Annotated in this window: 15 protein-coding genes and 1 tRNA gene; 5 read left to right on the top strand and 11 right to left on the bottom strand. The window is 36.4% G+C overall.

The window, feature by feature from the left end; genetic code table 11:
• Positions 1-58: 58 nt before the first annotated feature.
• The 3 genes from ACY651_RS19390 to ACY651_RS19380 are packed head-to-tail and all read left to right on the top strand — an operon-like array spanning position 59 to position 2,056.
• The gene (locus ACY651_RS19390; protein WP_462255161.1) at positions 59-490 is read left to right on the top strand and encodes a hypothetical protein; all 432 of its coding nucleotides are present in this window, start codon (positions 59-61) and stop codon (positions 488-490) included.
• A 1-nt stretch (position 491) separates the two neighbouring features.
• Positions 492-1,559 carry a hypothetical protein gene (locus ACY651_RS19385; RefSeq protein WP_462255160.1) on the top strand — a complete coding sequence of 356 codons (1,068 nt, stop codon included), beginning with the start codon at positions 492-494 and terminating at the stop codon, positions 1,557-1,559.
• A 44-nt stretch (positions 1,560-1,603) separates the two neighbouring features.
• Positions 1,604-2,056 (top strand): hypothetical protein, encoded by a 453-nt coding sequence (locus ACY651_RS19380; RefSeq protein WP_462255159.1) that lies wholly within the window; start codon positions 1,604-1,606, stop codon positions 2,054-2,056.
• Positions 2,057-2,125: 69 nt separating this feature from the next.
• Here ACY651_RS19380 and ACY651_RS19375 read toward each other — a convergent pair whose 3' ends face one another.
• Both ACY651_RS19375 and ACY651_RS19370 read right to left on the bottom strand, forming a co-directional pair.
• Positions 2,126-4,483: a TonB-dependent receptor gene (locus ACY651_RS19375; protein ID WP_462255158.1), complete on the bottom strand. Its 2,358-nt coding sequence runs from the start codon at positions 4,481-4,483 to the stop codon at positions 2,126-2,128.
• A gap of 50 nt (positions 4,484-4,533) precedes the next feature.
• On the bottom strand, positions 4,534-5,145 hold the full coding sequence (locus ACY651_RS19370; protein ID WP_462255157.1) for a DUF3347 domain-containing protein: 612 nt from the start codon (positions 5,143-5,145) through the stop codon (positions 4,534-4,536).
• Between the two features lie 111 nt (positions 5,146-5,256).
• Here ACY651_RS19370 and ACY651_RS19365 point away from each other — a divergent pair, with 111 nt between their 5' ends.
• Positions 5,257-7,254, top strand: coding sequence for an ABC-F family ATP-binding cassette domain-containing protein (locus ACY651_RS19365; protein WP_462255156.1), 1,998 nt, complete (start codon positions 5,257-5,259; stop codon positions 7,252-7,254).
• 77 nt (positions 7,255-7,331) lie between these two features.
• On the opposite strand, the gene ACY651_RS19360 is transcribed toward ACY651_RS19365, so the two are convergent.
• From ACY651_RS19360 to ACY651_RS19350, 3 genes are all read right to left on the bottom strand, one after another.
• Complete coding sequence (locus ACY651_RS19360) at positions 7,332-8,666, bottom strand: OmpA family protein (RefSeq protein WP_462255155.1); 1,335 nt, start codon at positions 8,664-8,666, stop codon at positions 7,332-7,334.
• Between the two features lie 12 nt (positions 8,667-8,678).
• Positions 8,679-9,236: a hypothetical protein gene (locus ACY651_RS19355; RefSeq protein WP_462255154.1), complete on the bottom strand. Its 558-nt coding sequence runs from the start codon at positions 9,234-9,236 to the stop codon at positions 8,679-8,681.
• 112 nt (positions 9,237-9,348) lie between these two features.
• Positions 9,349-10,761 carry an MATE family efflux transporter gene (locus ACY651_RS19350; RefSeq protein WP_462255153.1) on the bottom strand — a complete coding sequence of 471 codons (1,413 nt, stop codon included), beginning with the start codon at positions 10,759-10,761 and terminating at the stop codon, positions 9,349-9,351.
• Between the two features lie 249 nt (positions 10,762-11,010).
• On the opposite strand from ACY651_RS19350, the gene ACY651_RS19345 reads away from it, so the two are divergent.
• Positions 11,011-11,084 (top strand) — tRNA-Arg (locus ACY651_RS19345).
• 102 nt (positions 11,085-11,186) lie between these two features.
• Here the strand turns inward: ACY651_RS19345 and ACY651_RS19340 are convergent.
• The 6 genes from ACY651_RS19340 to ACY651_RS19315 all read right to left on the bottom strand — a co-directional run.
• Positions 11,187-12,224 (bottom strand): DUF6807 domain-containing protein, encoded by a 1,038-nt coding sequence (locus ACY651_RS19340; protein WP_462255152.1) that lies wholly within the window; start codon positions 12,222-12,224, stop codon positions 11,187-11,189.
• A gap of 12 nt (positions 12,225-12,236) precedes the next feature.
• On the bottom strand, positions 12,237-13,592 hold the full coding sequence (locus tag ACY651_RS19335) for a Gfo/Idh/MocA family protein (protein ID WP_462255151.1): 1,356 nt from the start codon (positions 13,590-13,592) through the stop codon (positions 12,237-12,239).
• Positions 13,593-13,636: 44 nt separating this feature from the next.
• Complete coding sequence (locus ACY651_RS19330) at positions 13,637-15,013, bottom strand: 3-keto-disaccharide hydrolase (protein WP_462255150.1); 1,377 nt, start codon at positions 15,011-15,013, stop codon at positions 13,637-13,639.
• A 468-nt stretch (positions 15,014-15,481) separates the two neighbouring features.
• Positions 15,482-16,645 carry an MFS transporter gene (locus ACY651_RS19325; RefSeq protein ID WP_462255149.1) on the bottom strand — a complete coding sequence of 388 codons (1,164 nt, stop codon included), beginning with the start codon at positions 16,643-16,645 and terminating at the stop codon, positions 15,482-15,484.
• Positions 16,635-17,381 carry a 6-phosphogluconolactonase gene (locus ACY651_RS19320; RefSeq protein WP_462255148.1) on the bottom strand — a complete coding sequence of 249 codons (747 nt, stop codon included), beginning with the start codon at positions 17,379-17,381 and terminating at the stop codon, positions 16,635-16,637. Before ACY651_RS19320 ends, ACY651_RS19325 begins: the two co-directional genes overlap by 11 nt.
• Positions 17,382-17,390: 9 nt before the next feature.
• Positions 17,391-18,186, bottom strand: a 796-nt coding sequence (locus ACY651_RS19315) for a discoidin domain-containing protein (protein WP_462255147.1), incomplete at its 5' end; no start/stop codon positions are given.

The following is an 18,186-nucleotide window of genomic DNA, read 5'->3' as shown; positions in this document are numbered from 1 at the left end:
TGCAAATTTAACGAACTATTAGCTATGGAAAAATTAATCTAAAATATCTTTGTAAATAATGAAAATAATTTTACTGTTGGGTGTTTTTTTATTTTTAAACGAAATAGTATTTGGCCAGGATTTGCAGGGTGAATGGAAGGGTTATTTTACGGAGTTATCAACAGCAGGAGAAACAGCAATCAGTTTTACATTTATAAAAAAAAATGATTCTGTTTTTACTGCTACCAGTAAAACATTTTTAAAACCATTTACATACAGGGATACAGCAGTTTCTATATTAAGTGGCGGATTTTTAAAGAAGAATATTCTGTATTTGGAAGAATCAAAAAATTTGAAACCTTTTTCAGGAGCTGGTGTTGTAACCTGTTTACAATTAATGAAATTGCGCTACTATAAAACAAAAAAAGAACTGGTGTTGCATGGTACCTGGTTTACAGAAACAGAAAATTGCGGATCGGGCCGCATTCATCTAACTAAAAAGTTAAAGTAACATGAAAAAAATTATACCCTTATTATTATTCCTATCGTGTTTTACATCAGTTTTTGCACAGGAATTTAAAGGCCAGTGGAAAGGCCAGTTTACTGACAACAGCACCACATTTATGGGCTGGGGTGGCGAACGTTGTGATTATGTGCTGGAACTGGAAACCAATGGTAATGAAGTTACCGGTTACTCTTACACTTATTTTAATGATGGGGGAAAAAGATACTATACCATCTGCAGATTAAAAGGCAGGCTGAATAAAAAAAGTGGCTATGTGGAAGTAACAGAAACCGAAAGAACAAAAACAAATGTGCCTGTGCACATAAGAAACTGCTTTCAGGTGCATAAGCTAACTTATTTTAAACAGGATGATGTGCAAATGCTTGAAGGGAGTTGGGTGCCGGCACCTAACCAGGAAGGCGATTGCGGATATGGAACAACCGTTTTATCACGTAGGGTACTTAAAAAAAATACACCACTTTTTAATAACACTACTGCCCGTAATGATAAGCAACAAAAAAAACAAGATCCCAAATTAAATAATATTTTTAAAGACAAAAATAAAGTTACCCCGCCGCCAGTTGTAAAAAGGGACAGCCCCAAGACTGCAGTTATACCGCCGGTTGTAAAAACTCCAGTAAATCCTGAAACTAAAATATTGCCTCCACCTGTTGTAAAAACTAATCCTGAAATTAAGCCGAGGGCAGATATTAATTTTGAAAAACGCAATAACAATCTTATTAAAACTATTGAAATAGAAAACGAAACTTTTAAAGTTGACCTGTACGATAACGGCGATATAGACGGAGACACTATTTCGCTTTTATTTAATGGCAAATTAATACTTTCTCATAAAAGGCTGAGCGACAAAGCTATTACCCTTAACTTAAATACAGATGACAAAAAAGATGTAAACGAGCTGGTGATGTATGCCGAAAATTTAGGATCTATACCGCCAAATACTGCTTTAATGGTAGTTACCGACGGTGGCAGAAGGTACGAAGTACGTATTGCAAGTGATCTTGAAAAGAGCGGTGTTATACGTTTTGTTCATAAACCAAAAAGTACACAATAATCAGGCAATATTGGCGTTATTATCAAAACCAATATTTTTACCTGATGAAAAACTTTTACACTGCTGCTGTACTTTTTATTGGTATAGTTGTAATAAGCTTCTCTATATCTTCATGTGCAAAACCCGATACCAGCCAGGATAAACCCAAAGAACAACAGGTTGTTGGCGAATGGTTTATAGAAAGGGTACAACTTAGAATTTATTACAACAATGTTTTTTCTAAGGACACCATCATTTACAGGGCACCCAAGCCAAAGAATTTTGTTCAGTTTGATGCCAACTTAAATTTTCAATACTGTTTTAACAGCAGTACAATAAATACCGGTACTTACAAGTTTTCCGGCAGCGATTCATTAATTGCAACTACCCCTTCAAAAACATATAACTGGAAAATGCTTACACTTACTTCAGAAATATTTACGGTTGTAAATACTTCAACTAACGATCCGGCATTTCCCGGAGCTAAAGTGGAAACTTACCAGACATTTGGAAGATAATTAAAAATAGTTCTTAATCCGAACTCTCACAGTAAACTGCATCCCTATTTTGGGATGCTTTTTTTATGCTTAGAATTTAAAATTCCAGGTAACTGCCGGGATAATAGGAAATAAAGAAACCTGTTTAGCCTGGATGGATAAAGTGCCATTTAAAGCACTGCCGTTTTGATCGAAATAGACAAAGTATGGATTTTGGCGGCTGTAGGCATTATAAATACTAAACACCCATTCGCTTTTCCATTTTCTTTTTTCGTTTTTCTTTGGGGTAAGTATGGCAGATAAATCTAAACGGTGATAAGCAGGCAAACGGTATTCATTAATGCGGCTGTACTCCTGCGTTAGTATGCCGTTTACTATGTAAAAACGCTGTGGCAAAGTTGTTGCATTGCCGCTGCCATAAACAAAAGTGGCCGAGAGTTTCCATTTTTTATTTAATTCATAAATACCCACAACACTTAAATCATGTCGCCTGTCGTACTTAGCCGGATACTTTTCGCCGAAGTTTAGTGCAGCAAATTTTCTCCAGGTCCAGCTTAAAGTATAACCCACCCAGCCGGTTAGCTTACCTCTTGCTTTGTTAATAAAAAATTCAGTACCGTAACTCCATCCTTTTCCAAAAGCAAAAGAATTTTCAGTGTCATCTAACGAGTTGGGCGTATAACCTTCCTGGTATTCAATTTGGTTTTGCATTTGCTTGTAATACACTTCTACAGAAGTTTCATAGGTATTATCCTTAAAGTTTTTAAACAACCCAGCGGCGTATAAAAAACTTATTTGTGGTTTTACTTTATAAGTACTGGGTACCCAAATATCGGTAGGTAAAGTAGTACCGGCGTTGCTTACTAAATGAATGTATTGCAGGTTTCTGGTTACCGATGCTTTTAAAGAAGTTTCATCATTTAAAGCATAACGTAAAGTTAATCTCGGCTCTAATCCTCCATAAGTTTTTACAGCTTCTCCCCTTTTAAAAACTGTACTGTCGGTTCTGTTTCCGTTGGCATCTGTTGCATAAATTTTATAAGCACCAATTTGTTGAAACCAACTGTAACGCAAGCCGGCATTTATTTTTATCTTATCACTTATTTCCCAGTCATCCTGTAAATAAACTGCCGCTTCGTTTGCAAATTTTGTTTGTGCATTGTTAGGATTAAAAACCACCGAATCCTGTTTACCACTAACTACCGAAGGTGTAAATTTGTGGTAAGTAAAAATGCCGCCGAATTTTATTTTATGCCCCGTAAAAGGATACAAATCAAAATCCTGTTTTATGCTAACATCTCTTATACCCGAGGCTAATTTTATTTCAAAATTATTTTGCGCTGCTTTAAAAGTAAAATTATAATCATTGTAAACGGCTGTAGTATTACCAAATAATTTTTTATTAAACACATGGTTCCATCTTAAAGTACCGGTTGCATTTCCCCAGGGGATATTTACTTTTAGACTTTGCTTTCCGTTTGCAAAATCAAAAACATCACGACCAAAGTATCCACTTAAATACACCCTGTCTTTTTCAGAAAATTTATAATTTACTTTAGCATTTAAATCATAAAAATAATAACCCGATCCGTAAAACTGGCTGCCGGGTTTAATAAATGGTTTTGTCAATGCATCTATATAAGTTCTTCTTGCCGAAACAATAAATGATGCTTTATCTTTTTTTATTGGGCCCTGTATTGATAATCTTGAAGCAATTAAACCAATGCCACCCTCCACCTGGTATTTTTGGTTGTTACCTTCCTTCATCGAAATATCTAAAACACTCGATAGCCTACCTCCATATTGTGCCGGCATTCCTCCTTTAATTAAGGTTACATTTTTTATTGCATCAGAATTAAAGATGGAGAAGAAACCAAACAGGTGACCCGTATTATACACGGGAGCATCATCTAATAAAATTAAATTTTGATCAGGGCCGCCTCCACGTACATATAAGCCTGCACTACCTTCGCCTGCATTGCGTATGCCCGGTAATAATTGAATGGTTTTTAAAAGATCTACTTCGCCTAAAAATGCAGGGATTGATTTTATTTGCTCAATGGGTAAAGTAAATTTTCCCATTTGGGCATTTTTAACATTCGCATCTCTTTTTTTTGATGTAACAAATACTTCCTGCGATAAAGAAATTTTTGGGAGCAGATTAAAATTCAATTGCTTGTTACCATCTAACTTTATTTGCAAAATTTTTGGCTGGTAACCAATGTAGGAGCTTATAAAAATATACTCTCCTTCTTCTAAAGTAATAGAATAAAAACCGTACTGGTTGCTGCTGATACCTTTTGTTTTTTCCTGTACCGCAATGGATGCACCAATAAGTGTTTCTCCATTTAAAGAATCTTTTATAAAACCGCTAACAGTAAACCTGTTTTGTGCTTTTGCAAAAAAAGGAACCAGTATTAACAGTAAGAGAAACAATTTAATTTTCATAGTTCCTTTATAAAAACTGATGTAATGCTGCAGTTATAAATTAAGAATACTTATTGTGTTTTAATGGTATCTTTTATAGAGCCGCAATGCAGCATAGTACCTTTAAACTCCGGATGATTTTTTCCCAAATAAGGGTTTACAACTTCTGTTGTATTGCTTATCCAGTTAGCGCCTTTATCTTCTCCAAATGCCATTGGGCAATTTTGAAAATATAAATTGGGGCCTTCGTAATTAATTAATTTAAAAAATGGATACAATGCTTCTGAAACCCAGCTAAAATCGTGGCGCATTTCTGTAATATCTGTTTGCATAATTATAGACGCAGCATTTGCTTTTAAATCGCCAATTTTTGCAAGTGCATCTTCATAAATAGCTGCTGTATCTTTTTTAAGTTCGTCTAATTTTATGCTATCCACCAGCACAATAAATTTTTTACCCGCTTGCTTAATTTTAACTGTATCCGCATCTACAAATGCATTTTTCATTTCAAAATAGGCATTCATTGTTTCCGCTATACTTTTATTAAATTCTTCGGAATGCTTTTTTAAAGCCAGGGGCTGTTGCTTTGGCCCGCTATCTCCCCCACCTTTACTCTTAAAAGCAAACCAGTAAGTACAAAATGCTGCTATTGCCAGAATTACTATTGCCAGGATTTTTTTCATTGTATATTTTTTGGCAAATTTACGATATAACACTAATTACTTTAAAAAGTTTGCTGATTAACTTACTTTTGCAGCCTGAAAAAAGGGAATTCATCCCTTTCAGAATTACTTATGCTGTTAGGATTACAAAATGTAACGTTTGAATTTGGTGCAAGAACTATTGTGGAAGATGCTACATGGCATATTCAACCCAACGAACGTATTGGTTTAATTGGTTACAATGGAACGGGAAAATCTACTTTATTAAAAGTGCTTACCGGCCAGTACAGCCCTGCAAAAGGAACTGTGGAAAAAGGCAGGGAAACCACCATTGGTTTTTTACACCAGGATTTACTGGGTTTTGATACCGAAGATTCTATTTTAGAAGTAGCCATGGGTGCTTTTGAAAGAGTTAAGCAATTAGAAAAAGAACTGGAGCAGTTAGGCCACGAACTGGAAAAAACCGGTAACGAAGATCTGGCACATAAATATGCTGACTTATTACATGAAATGGAAGTGCTGGATGGTTACAGCATCCATCATAAAACTGAAGAAATTTTGCAAGGCCTGGGTTTTGCCAACGCAGATTTAGGAAAGCAGTATAAAAATTTTAGTGGAGGCTGGCGTATGAGGGTGCTGCTGGCAAAAATGATCCTCATGAATCCTGATGTATTGCTAATGGATGAACCGACGAACCACCTTGATTTACCGAGTATTGAATGGCTGGAAAAATATTTGATACATTACCCCGGAGCTGTTGTAATTGTATCGCATGACCGCTTTTTTTTAGACCGGATGGTGAATAAAATTGTTGAGTTGTATCAAAAAGAATTACATTTTTATACCGGCAACTATACTTATTACGAACAGGAGAAAGCACTGCGGATTGATATGCAGCAAAAGGCTTACGAAAATCAGCAGGATTATATAAGACAAAATGAAAGGTTTGTAGAAAGATTTAAAGCAAAAGCCAGTAAAGCTGCAGCTGCACAAAGTATTGTTAAGCGCTTGGAAAAATTAGACCGCATTGAAAATGTAGAATTGGAACGCCCCAACATGCGTATAAATTTTGCTATTGATAAAACACCGGGAAGAACTATTGCTACATTAAAACATGTAAGCAAAAGTTTTGGGAGCGTAAAGATTTTGGAAGATACTGGTGCAGAAATTGACCGTGGCGATAAAATTGCTTTAATTGGCGCTAATGGAAAAGGGAAATCTACCTTATTAAGAATTATAGCTGATACAGAAAATTTTGATGGGGAAAGAATTTGGGGGCATAATGTAGATGAATCTTTTTATGCACAGCACCAACTGGAAGCGCTTAATCAAAATAATGATGTGCTCGAAGAATTAAAAGATGCCCGTAGCGGAAAAACTGATTTGGAATTAAGAAGTTTATTAGGTGCTTTTTTATTTAGCGGCGATACTGTTGAAAAGAAAATTAAAGTATTAAGCGGTGGCGAAAAAGCAAGGGTGGCATTGGCCAAAACAATTGCCAGCAAAGCAAATTTTTTAATGCTGGATGAACCTACTAACCACTTGGACATACACTCTGTTGACTTATTGGTAGAAGCATTAAATAAATACGAAGGCACTATTGTTTTAGTAAGTCACGACAGGTATTTTATAAGCCGTATTGCCAATAAAATTTGGGATATTGATAATTATAAAATAAGAGAATTCAAAGGTACTTATGCAGAGTGGGAAGACTGGAAAGAAAGAAAAGAAAAATCAGATGCTGCATTGTTAAAGGCCGAAGGCAGTAAACAATCGGCAACTGGCAATAAGCAATTAACAAAAGAAGCAGTTGCTAAAACAGAACAATCAAAAACAGTTAATCAACCAGTAACCAATAACCAGCAGCCCGGTATTGATAAAGAATTAAAAAAAGAATTGCAGAAACAAAAAAATCGTTTTCAACAATTAGAAGAAAAAATAGCACAACTTAATAAAAAGAAAATTGAACTGGAAGCCGCTTTAGCACTGCCCGAAATTTATAACGACAAAACTAAATTTTTGAAAGCCGAAACGGATTATAAAAATGCCGATTTTGAATTACAGAAACTGAATGCTGAGTACGAAATTGTTTTTGAAAAAGTGATGGAGCTGGAAGATAAAATGGGCTAAAAAAAATTAAACCGATAATAAAAAGTCCCTCCAAAAAAATTTTGGAGGGACTTTTTATTTATTGAAAAACCTGGAAATTAATAATTTCTGGCTGTCATTTCCACTCTCCTGTTTTTAGAACGTCCTGCTGCGGTTTTGTTATCTGCTGCAGGCATATCCTGTCCATGTCCTGTTGATGTCATTTTACTTTCATCAACAGCTTTGCTTACCAAATAAGCTTTAACTGAGGCTGCTCTTGCTTCTGATAAAGACTGATTTTTAGCAGCATCGCCTGTATTATCCGTATGCCCATCAATGTCAAGTTTAAGCGAAGCATCATCAGCCATAATCTTTGCTACTTCATTTAAAGACTTGAAAGATTTTGGTAATAATTTTGAGCTCCCAGTTGCAAAGAAAATATTCTTAGCTGCATAATTAATTTTATCGATTACAGCCTGCGAAATTACAGGGCAACCAAAGTTGGATGCTGGTCCTGCTTCGTTAATACATTTATCTTCTTCATCGTTTACGCCATCTTTATCAGTATCAGGTATTGGGCAACCCTGGTAACGGGCAACACCGGGTACAGAGATACATTTATCTTCTTCATCATTTACACCATCTTTATCGGTATCAGGTATTGGGCATCCATTATATTTTGCCAAGCCTTTTACATCAGGGCATTTATCATCGGCATCAGTAATACCATCACCATCTCTATCGGGGCAGCCTTGTAAAGAAGCCAAACCGGCAACATCCGGACATTTATCGTTATCATCAGTAACACCATCACCATCCCTGTCTTTTGGAGCTTCTACAACTGGCACCGGTGGCGGAGGTGGCGGCATCATTTTTTCTTTGCCAATATTTTGGGCAAAACCAAGTGAGTAAAATAAGTTATCGCCTAATACTTTTTCTGTTAAAGTAAATTTATATTGTGCCTGCAGAAAAAGATAAGCAACATTATTCATATTAAATTGAAGACCTACACCTGCCGGAACAAAGGCACCAAATTTGTCATTATACATTCCCACACCCACACCAGCAGTTAAAAAAGGTGCAATTTTACTTGCATCAGAAAAAGGGCGAATATTTAAAGTTGGTTCCAACTCAATACCTATTTCGGTTTTACCTGTAACACCCTGATAAATGGCACTGTAATCCCGAAACATTGCATTTGCCTTAACAGCTAAATCAATTTTAGATGTTAGTCCTCTCCAGTAAGCTAAAGAAAAACCTTTATCCATTTCCCTTATACTGCTGTACACTTTTCCAGTTACAGGATCCTTGAAGCCAGTTGGCCCTTTAAAATCGGCCAAATTAAAATGAACGCCAAAAAGGGAACCTTTTTTAACCCCCGACCAAGTTTTTTGTCCAAAGGCATTGCTTAAAAGAATCGCAATGGCCAAAAGTAGTTTGAATGTTTTTTTCATGTTGTTTTTAGTTTAAAAATTTTGAGCAAACCCTATTGAATAAAACAGGTTGTCGCCCAATACTTTTTTTGTTAATGTAAATTTGTATTGTGCCTGAACAAAAAGGTAAGCAGTATTATCAAAGTTCAGTTGAATACCACCACCTGCTGGTATAAACCCACCCAATTTATTATTGTATAATCCTATACCGGCTCCGGCAGTAAGAAACGGAGCAAGTTTTGCGGCATCAGGAAAAGGACGAATGTTAATTGCAGGCTCTAATTCAATTCCAATTTCTGTTTTACCTGTTACACCCTGGTTAATGGCACTGTAATCGTAAAAAACAGCATTAGCTTTTACCGATAAATCTATTTTAGAAGTTAGCCCTCTCCAATATGCTAAAGAAAATCCTTTGCTCATATCTTTTAGCTGACTGTATCCTTTGCCGGTAGCAGGATCTTTTATTCCTGCAGGACCATTAAAGTCGCTCAAATTAAAATGTAATCCAAATAATTGCCCCTTTTTAGCCTGGGCAAAAACACCTGATGTTAATAAAAAAAATGCGGCGATTAGTGTTAGTTTTAGTTTCATGATTTTTTGTTTAGTAAAATAAAAGCAGTTGTTCTATAAGCAAATATAATGTTAAATTTATGTAAAGGAGAAAATAGACAACAAAATTTATGCTCCTCTATTGCACTTTAAATCACACTTTTACCAGCTTCCATTTTCCTTTTTTAAAGATAATAATACCCACCACTGCCAGTATGGTTTCAGAAATACCTATTGCAATATAAACACCTGTTGGGCCCATCTTAAGATACTTTGCCATAAAATAAGCTAACGGAATTTGTAAAACCCAATAAATAAATATATTAATAATGGTAGGAGTTTTAGTATCTCCTGCACCATTAAAGGCCTGTACTATTATCATTCCATAAGCAAAAAATATGTACCCTATTGCTAAAATATGAAGGCATAAAGTGCCTGCTTTTACAGCCACTTCGTCAGAGGTAAAAAATCGCATAAGTATTTCGCCAAAAAAGAAAAATATTACAGATACAAGAGCAAAAAACAGCAACGTTAAAAATGCAGTTCTCCAAACGGATTTCTCTGCTCTGTCTGGTTGGCCTGCTCCCAAATTTTGCCCTACCAATGATGCTGCTGCATTGGCTAAACCCCATGCAGGGAGTATGGTGAAAATGCAAATACGAATGGCTGTTACATAACCGGATGTAGTAGACTCGCCTGATTCTGCAATTATCCTTGCTAAAAATATCCAGCTGCAGCTGCCAATGATAAACTGGAACATTCCTCCAAATGAAGTTTTTAAAATACTGTTGATTATTTCAAAATTTACCACAAATTGTTTTTTTACCAGTTTTATAATTTCCTTTCCATTAAAAAGATGATAAAACTGGTACATTACCCCAACTGAGCGGCCAATGGTTGTAGCAACTGCGGCTCCCAACAGGCCCATTTTTGGAAAAGGCCCAATGCCGAAAATCAACAAAGGGTCTAACACAATATTTATAGCATTAGCAATTAACAAAGTTCTCATAGCAATAGATGCATCGCCTGCACCCCTGAAAATTGCATTGTTTACAAAAAGCAACATAATTACAATATTACCTGTAAGCATAATTTGGGTAAACCTGTAGTTTTCCTGCACCACTTTTGTGCTGGCTCCCATAAAACTTAATATTTCTTTTGGAAAAATAAAACCAATAATGCTGATTATAAAAGAAAAGAAAACAGCCACTATTATACCTTGTGCTGCAACTGCAGATGCTGCGTTAAAATCTTTTTCACCTGTTCGCCTTGCTACCAATGCCATAATACCCATTGCTAAACCCCATGCAACGGAATATAAAATGGTAAGTGCCGCTTCAGTTAAGCCAACTGTTGATGAAGCCTCCGAACTGATTTTATTTACAAAATAAATATCTACTAAAGCAAAAACAGACTCCAAAACCATTTCCAGTATCATTGGTACAGCCAGTAAAAATATAGCCCTGTCAATACTGCCGGTTGTAAAATCTTTTACATCGCCACGTACTGCCTGTTTAAATAATTGAAAAATCGATAGTTTTTTTGATGTTAGAATTGTTTCTGACATGATATAATTAATTAGAAAAGTAAAAAATAAAATGAAGCCTGAGATAAATTTGAATACAACTTAAGGAAATTGCGGCTGTCGTAAAACAGGCCATATTTTTAAATGGCCATTAGTCCTTAAGTGTAATTAAAACTTCATAATTCGGTAATTGTAGATTACAAATATAGAAAAATGTTTTTCAACATTTATTATTGATAGGATTTTTTATGGGCTTTTTTTTTATTTGCCTTATATTTGCAGCCCAATTGAGGACCGGTAGCTCAGTTGGATAGAGCATCAGCCTTCTAAGCTGAGGGTCATTGGTTCGAATCCAATCCGGTTCACTTAATTAAAAGGGCAAATGATTAAAGAAATCATTTGCCCTTTTTTAATTTTTGAAACCAACCCAAATGATAAATTTCCTATTAACTGCTTTTATGAGTACTTTATTTTACTTTTCCAAAATCAGTAAACCACTTATTCATTTCTTCGGTTGTTAAAAAATTACCGGAATGTATAATTATCCTGTAGCGGAATGTAACCGATTTACCCGGTTGCAACGAAAAATTTAATTCTTCTTTACCATTGCTGAAAACTTTTCTTCCCAAAGGATTAGCTGCAAATAAACCATAGCCTCTTGCATGCCAGTAAGTGGGATAACCCACATTTAACTGATGATCTGTAATACCTATGGTGATTTCTTTTCCATCTTTTTTTCCTGTAAGCATTACCCAATTACCTTTGCTGCTCCATACTGAATCTCCTTTTAATCCTGTGCTGCCGTAATACATACCCGTAACGTCTGCACCAGATGGCGGCACATTTGTTATATTTCCTTTATCATCAACATAGCTGCTTTTTTCTTTTGAAGGCAATTCTAATTCCCGTGCCACACGAATGGCAAGCATGCCATCTTTTACATCTTTAAAAATTACAGTGGTGTCTGTGGCAGTTAATGTTGTTATCCTGTCAATTACAAAATCATTTTTGCTTACGCTAAAGTTAAAAGTAGTAAGTTCATTAAGTAAAACTTTACTATCGGGCCGTATCCAATTTGCTGCAGCAGTAAGTGACGCAGTTTTGTCATTTATTTTTTTATTGATAATTTTTTGATGAACGATTGTTCCGTAGTGATCCCTTTTTGCAACTTCAATAGCGGTAGAATTATTCCAGAAATCAAGCCCGTTCACTGATTCGTAATTAAACCAGATACCGGTATGATGCGGATGATCTGTTCTTTCGCCTGGTACATTTTTAAAAGGATAGCTACGTGTAACAGTAATACCATCTACAGTGTTTACCGGAAAAAGAACAGGCTTTCGGCTGGAATCGTAATAACAATAAGCGGTCAATAATTTATTATTGAATAAAATTTCAACCTCATTTTTATCTTTTTTTTCTTCAATAATAAACCCGGTTATTTTTTGGGCATTAATGTGACTGCTTAAAAATAAAGCAGCGGTAAGAAAAAATATTTTATTCATGATCAAATAAAATTAATATTTAAAAACTTTACCGTTAGCCATTACTTCCTGTGTTTTTTCATCAAAAGTTACCTTGGCTCCGGTACGGGCAGCAGCATTGGTCATAATGGTAGCAATAGAATGGCTGTACCCAGCTTCTACCGGGGCATTGGGTTGTTTGCGGCTGCGGATACATTCCATCCAGTTGCGTACATGGTTAGAAGTTAGTTTATCGCCGCCGGTATTGGCAGATGCCACTACTGCTTCTGCAGAAGATAAAGTTTGTTCGGTTAAAAGATTGGGCTGCATTTTCATTTCATCAGCAAATCTTTTAGAAAGACCGCCTTTTGGAGCAACCGTATTGTTGATAAGATTTAATTCGCCTCCATTAGAATAATATATTTCTGAAGGCTTTTCATCACCATTATGCATACGGGAACCAAACGTAACCTGGAAGCCGGAAGATAAATCATTAGCAGGTCCGTAATCAAATACAGCAGTAATGGTGTCCCAATTTGTTCTTCCATCTTTCCATGCATAAATACCACCATTGGCAACCACCGATCTTGGGTGTGCAATACCGCTAAACCAATGCACTGTATCTATCTGGTGGCTCATCCATTGCCCCGGTAAACCGGATGAATAAGGCCAGAACAAACGGTACTCTAAATATTTTCTTACATCAAAACTATCGGCAGGCCTGTTCATTAAAAAACGTTTCCAGTCGGTATCTTCTTCTTTTAACTGGCTGAGCAATGCAGGCCTGCGCCAGCGGCCCGGTTGGTTTACATTCCAGCTTAATTCCACCATTGTAATGGGGCCAAATTTTCCTGAACGTATAAATTCATTTGCTGCATGATAGTTGGCACCGCTTCTTCGCTGTGATCCTATTTGAACAATTCTGTCTGTTGCTTTTATGGCTTTTAATGCAGCCCGGTTATCTTCCATAGTTTCGGCAAAAGGCTTCTCTACATAAGCATCACAGCCAGCCTTAACCGCTTCAATAGCATGCAGTGCATGTTGAAAATCGGCAGTGCTGATGAATACAGCATCCACTAATTTTTTGTCATACATTTCTTCGTTGTTGCGGCAGGCTACAATATCATGGCCCATTTTTTCTTTCCATGCCGCTGTGCCTTCTTCCCTTCTTTTTTTCCAGATATCTGATACAGCCACCAGATCAAAGTTCAGTTCTTTATAGTGGTTCATAAAACAGGGCATGTGTGAACTCCTGTGCCGGTCAGAATACCCAATCACGCCTACTCTTACACGGTCGTTGGCACCAATAATTTTTGCATAACTTTTGGCACTGAAGCCCATTGCTGCTGCATACAGGGCTGCTGAAGCTTTAGCTGATTGTTTAATAAAATGCCTGCGTGACTGTGACATAGATTTTTATTTTTATTGTAAAGAATTTTTAAGCCTGCATTAAGTTACCACTTCAACTCTTTTATTTTAATACTTCTGTACGAAACGGCATTGCCATGATCCTGCAGCAGCAAATGTCCCTGGGGTGCTTCTCCAAAATTTTTCCAGATTACATACTTACTGATAGCAACCAAATCCCTGAATTCTTTTGAACCCCTTATGTATTCCAAAACTTTTACGCCATTAAGGTAATGCTCCACTTTATTGTTTGGATAGACTATTAGACGACCAAAATTCCACTGACCTGTCGGTCGTAAAAATCTTTTTTGTTTATCAGCTTTTATCATATCATACACAGAAGCCAACGTTCGGTTGCCATCACGGCCCAGTTTTGCATCGGGATGCAAAGTATCATCAAGTACCTGATACTCTAATCCAATTGCAGAACCCTTACTGTCTTCTGCAAGCGTTACAAAATATTTTACACCACTGTTGGCACCAGGTGTTAATTTAAATTCAAAAGAAAGATCAAATGCAGCAAACTGTTCATCAGTTACAATATCTCCTCCATTTGTTGCTTCTTTACCTTCAGAGTCCAACACAGCAATTGTGCCGTTATTTATTATCCATCCTTTTTCAGGAAAACTGGTCCCCTTTGCACTTTTCCATCCCTTACTTGTTTTGCCATCAAATAATAATCGCCAGCCATCTTTCTTTTCGTAAGCCGTTAAATTATTAACCACAAAATTTGAAACATATACATTGGAAGGAAATGGAGTTGGCACCAGGCCGGTTGTTTTAATCCGTACATTTTTATAACATACTTTTTTACCTGCATGGCTGGCATCTTTAATGCCATGTACCTGCAATCCAATAAAACCTTTGGCATCAATAGTATCAACAACATAAGCAGTTGCAATTCCATTTACCCATGTTTTCATTTCATTACCAATACACTCCACTTTAAAATGATTGTATGCACCTTTTTTAAAAGCATTTTGTGCCTGTGCATTTAATTGCATTGGATAGAGCCAGTCTCTTCTGCCTTCATCATAAATACCACCCGTCCAGCGCCGTGGAGTTGGGTCAATTTCGCATTGGCGACCAAACACTTTTCCTTCGCCATTAAAAGCTGCGGCATCAAAATGGCTACGGGTTTGCAAACCGGCATTACCTTCTTCATCTTCCACCCAAACATCTGCTTCCAAAATAAAATCGCCATATTCTTTTTCGGTAACTAAAAAAGTATTTCGGGAATTAACAACAGTGCGGCCAACAATTATTCCATCTTCCACTTTATAATCGGCTGTGCCACCCAATCGTTTCCACCCGGTTAAATCTTTTCCATTAAAAAGATTTTGCCAGCCTGCTGAGGATTGTTGTGCCGATATAGAAGTTGTAAAAAAGAAAACTGTAACGAATAAAAAGCTCTTTAATTTCATAATAACAATTGCAATGATTAAATGTAATTTTTAAATTTACTTTTTTATTTAATGACAACAATATTTATTTTCTCAACAAAGCAGATGCACACCATAAAAAGGGAGCCTGCCCATTAAGGTCGCCAATGTTTCTTTTGCGATCGATATAATACTGCCTGTAGTTTTTCGCAGTTAGATGACTTATATAAGGCATTTGCCTGTAATGAAAGATTGTGCGTCTGCCGGAGTTAAAATTTCACCACTTTCAAAAGCGATATTACCACTCAAATTCCAAGTAAAGTTATTAGTGCTAATGGAGATGGCAGTCAATTGAAATGCGATGCCCCGTATTTAGACGCTGCCCCCGGCATATAAAAGATCAGGAGTGGTTTTAACATTGTAATGTATTAAAGAAATTATTTTACCCCCAAGATGTCAAATATTTATACTGCCATTTTTTATTCAGATAAGCTGCCTGACACAACATTATTACCCAGCATGCAGTATTTTTTTTTCTTTTATAAAAAACCAAACCACAATACCTGTTATAAAAATGATACCTGCATTCAATAAATAAATATCAGCTACTTTCATATTAGTGTCTTGTAAATATCCCGTCCAGTAATTACCGGCAATAGTACCAATGCCATAATACGCCACATACAATAATGATTGGCCGGTAGCCAGCCAATTTTTATCTACTAATTTATTAATGTACTCTACACACACTACCCAAAACAACGACCAGGAAATACCATGCAATAACTCAACTGGTAATGCGGCAAAAGGATTTTTAATGGCACTGTACAATAATAATCTTATAACAGTAGCAACGATGGTGAGTAATAAAGTGGTTTTCAATCCCAGTCGTAAAATTATTCTTGCAGAAAAATAAAATAACGGCAGCTCACACAAACCCTGGAATGAAATGCCATAACCCACCAAGGAAGCGGTGGCGCCATTCTCTTTCATGTAAGTAGAATAAAAATACCAGATAGTGCTGGTACCTGCCGAAATAATTAAAACAGCATACAGTAAAAAAATCAATGCAGGATTTTTCAGCACATCTCCAAGGTTTTTATACGAACTGGTTTCTATGGCCTGTTTTTCTTTTTCTTCTTTTAAAAAAAAGCTGAAAATAAAAACCAAAAACATGCTGATAAATGAAATGATAAAAATGACATTGATATTGATGGCATCAATTACCTGCCCGGTGATAATGCCGGTGAAAGCCCAGCCTGCTGCACCGGCAATGCGTAACTTGCCATAAGAAAAGTTGGGATTATTTTTTGATAACAGCAATGCCAGACTATCCAGCACCGGTTGAATAGTGTTGTAAAAAACAGACATAATAATGGTAACTACTATTAACCAGGCGAAGCCAGCATTATACAAATAACCCAGGTAACTAAGTGATGAAAAAAGTGATGCAAACAACATTGTTTTTTTATATCCCCATTTATCCGCCATCATACCATACAGGGGTTGTACTAAAAACATCATTACCGGTGTAATGCTGAGTAGAAGGCTGGTTTCGGTTCCACTCAAACCTTTGCTTTTACAATAATCTGCCATTACCGGCAGCCATGATGCGGTGCAGCAAAAAACTAAGAAATATAAAATTCGTAAAAGCCAGGCTTCACTAAACTTCATGCAAATAATTTTTAGAGAGTTGAAATCCTGCTGGAGCATCAATCATTATTATTCCATTTTTATGCGTTTGCATTATAGTCGCCGGAATTTGATTGGACACTTTTTCTTCAATTGTTTTTTTAATGATGGGGGCTTTCTTTTCTCCATTGGCAATTAATAAAACCTGTTTTGCATTCATGAGATGTTGCAGGCCGATGGTGATGCCTTTGGAAATATTTGTTTCGGTAGAAAAATATTTTTGTCCAACAGATAAAGTTGTTTCATCTAAATCAATAACATGAGAATAATTAGTGAATGCAACTCCCGGTTCATTAAAGCCAATATGACCGTTCATGCCAATACCGACAATCATTAAATCTATACCGCCGTTATTCTCTATCACTTCATCCATGGTTTCGCATTCAGCTTTTAAATCATCTGCCATTGCATTAAAAACATGCAGCAACCCCGCCTGCAAACCCAGCGGATTAAATACCGTGTTGTATAAAAAATAATGACAGCTGCCTTCGTTCTCCGGCGGTACACCTACCCATTCGTCTAAACCAATAAAAGTGGTTTCAGAAATATGTAAATGTTCGTCGTTGGCTTTTTGTACAAATAGCTGGCAGGGTAATAATGGTGTATGACCCGATGCCAGGCAAATTACTGCTGATGGTTTTTGTTTGATGGTATCAAAAATTATTTGTGCAACGGCAGCCGATAAGGTTTCGTAATTGGGATAAATTTTTGTTTGCATAATAATATTTTATTCAACTTTCATAACTGTTGTTCTTTCACTCACCCCATTTTCATTTATCGCTTCTATACTGTAATAATATGTTTTTTGAGAATCCATGGCCTTCATCCAGTATTCGTTATTGCTGTGCACCATGATGCAGGTGTACAATTTGTCGGGGTGAGTGCCGTAATAAATATTATAAGCGAAAGCATTATCTACCGGCTTCCATTTTATAAAAGCACTACGTTTATCTTTTTCTGTACGCAAAACAATGAAATTTTTAACTGCAGTTGGTTTTGCACCGTTGCCATTGCCAAATACACGGAGGCCGCTGATGGCAAACTTACCCGTGGGCATATGAATGTTTTCTAATTTTATAAATCTTGCCTGTACCGGTTTTTCTAATTCTACATAATCATGCGGTACATCAGTTTTGTTTTTGCTTTTATGTACAAGCGTATTCCATTTTTTTCCATCAACAGATGAATACAATTTGTATTGATGATATTGTTCGCCACCATTTATTTTTCCTAAATGATCCTGCGCCACATCCTGGTCGGCATAATTTATTTGCACTGCGTTAACTGTGGAAACATTTCCTAAATCGGTTTGTATGTATTCGCCTTTGTTTGCTGATGCTGCACTCCAGTATGTTTTTGCCAATTCATCTACAGCGTTGTTAGGAAGATAACCACCGAGAGTAGAAGAAACCTGTACCGGTTTATTATAGTTCAATAACATCCAGCCAGTGAAGTATGACGACTTGCCATTTGTTTCAAAAGCTGTTGAAGAAATAGTTACTGCAGGTATATAATGAGGATAA

It is taken from the genome of Ferruginibacter sp., from assembly GCF_031391665.1.
In the GTDB taxonomy this organism is placed as follows: Bacteria; Bacteroidota; Bacteroidia; order Chitinophagales; family Chitinophagaceae; genus Ferruginibacter.
The sequence above is the reverse complement of the archived record's forward strand: the minus strand, read 5'-3'. Positions and strand labels throughout refer to the sequence as shown.

Bases quoted from the DNA above. Each gene is read 5' to 3' on its own strand.
- ACY651_RS19390 (WP_462255161.1), top strand. From the start codon at position 59: ATGAAAATAATTTTACTGTTGGGTGTTTTTTTATTTTTAAACGAAATA.
- ACY651_RS19385 (WP_462255160.1), top strand. From the start codon at position 492: ATGAAAAAAATTATACCCTTATTATTATTCCTATCGTGTTTTACATCA.
- ACY651_RS19380 (WP_462255159.1), top strand. From the start codon at position 1,604: ATGAAAAACTTTTACACTGCTGCTGTACTTTTTATTGGTATAGTTGTA.
- ACY651_RS19375 (WP_462255158.1), bottom strand. From the start codon at position 4,483: ATGAAAATTAAATTGTTTCTCTTACTGTTAATACTGGTTCCTTTTTTT.
- ACY651_RS19370 (WP_462255157.1), bottom strand. From the start codon at position 5,145: ATGAAAAAAATCCTGGCAATAGTAATTCTGGCAATAGCAGCATTTTGT.
- ACY651_RS19365 (WP_462255156.1), top strand. From the start codon at position 5,257: ATGCTGTTAGGATTACAAAATGTAACGTTTGAATTTGGTGCAAGAACT.
- ACY651_RS19360 (WP_462255155.1), bottom strand. From the start codon at position 8,666: ATGAAAAAAACATTCAAACTACTTTTGGCCATTGCGATTCTTTTAAGC.
- ACY651_RS19355 (WP_462255154.1), bottom strand. From the start codon at position 9,236: ATGAAACTAAAACTAACACTAATCGCCGCATTTTTTTTATTAACATCA.
- ACY651_RS19350 (WP_462255153.1), bottom strand. From the start codon at position 10,761: ATGTCAGAAACAATTCTAACATCAAAAAAACTATCGATTTTTCAATTA.
- ACY651_RS19340 (WP_462255152.1), bottom strand. From the start codon at position 12,224: ATGAATAAAATATTTTTTCTTACCGCTGCTTTATTTTTAAGCAGTCAC.
- ACY651_RS19335 (WP_462255151.1), bottom strand. From the start codon at position 13,592: ATGTCACAGTCACGCAGGCATTTTATTAAACAATCAGCTAAAGCTTCA.
- ACY651_RS19330 (WP_462255150.1), bottom strand. From the start codon at position 15,013: ATGAAATTAAAGAGCTTTTTATTCGTTACAGTTTTCTTTTTTACAACT.
- ACY651_RS19325 (WP_462255149.1), bottom strand. From the start codon at position 16,645: ATGAAGTTTAGTGAAGCCTGGCTTTTACGAATTTTATATTTCTTAGTT.
- ACY651_RS19320 (WP_462255148.1), bottom strand. From the start codon at position 17,381: ATGCAAACAAAAATTTATCCCAATTACGAAACCTTATCGGCTGCCGTT.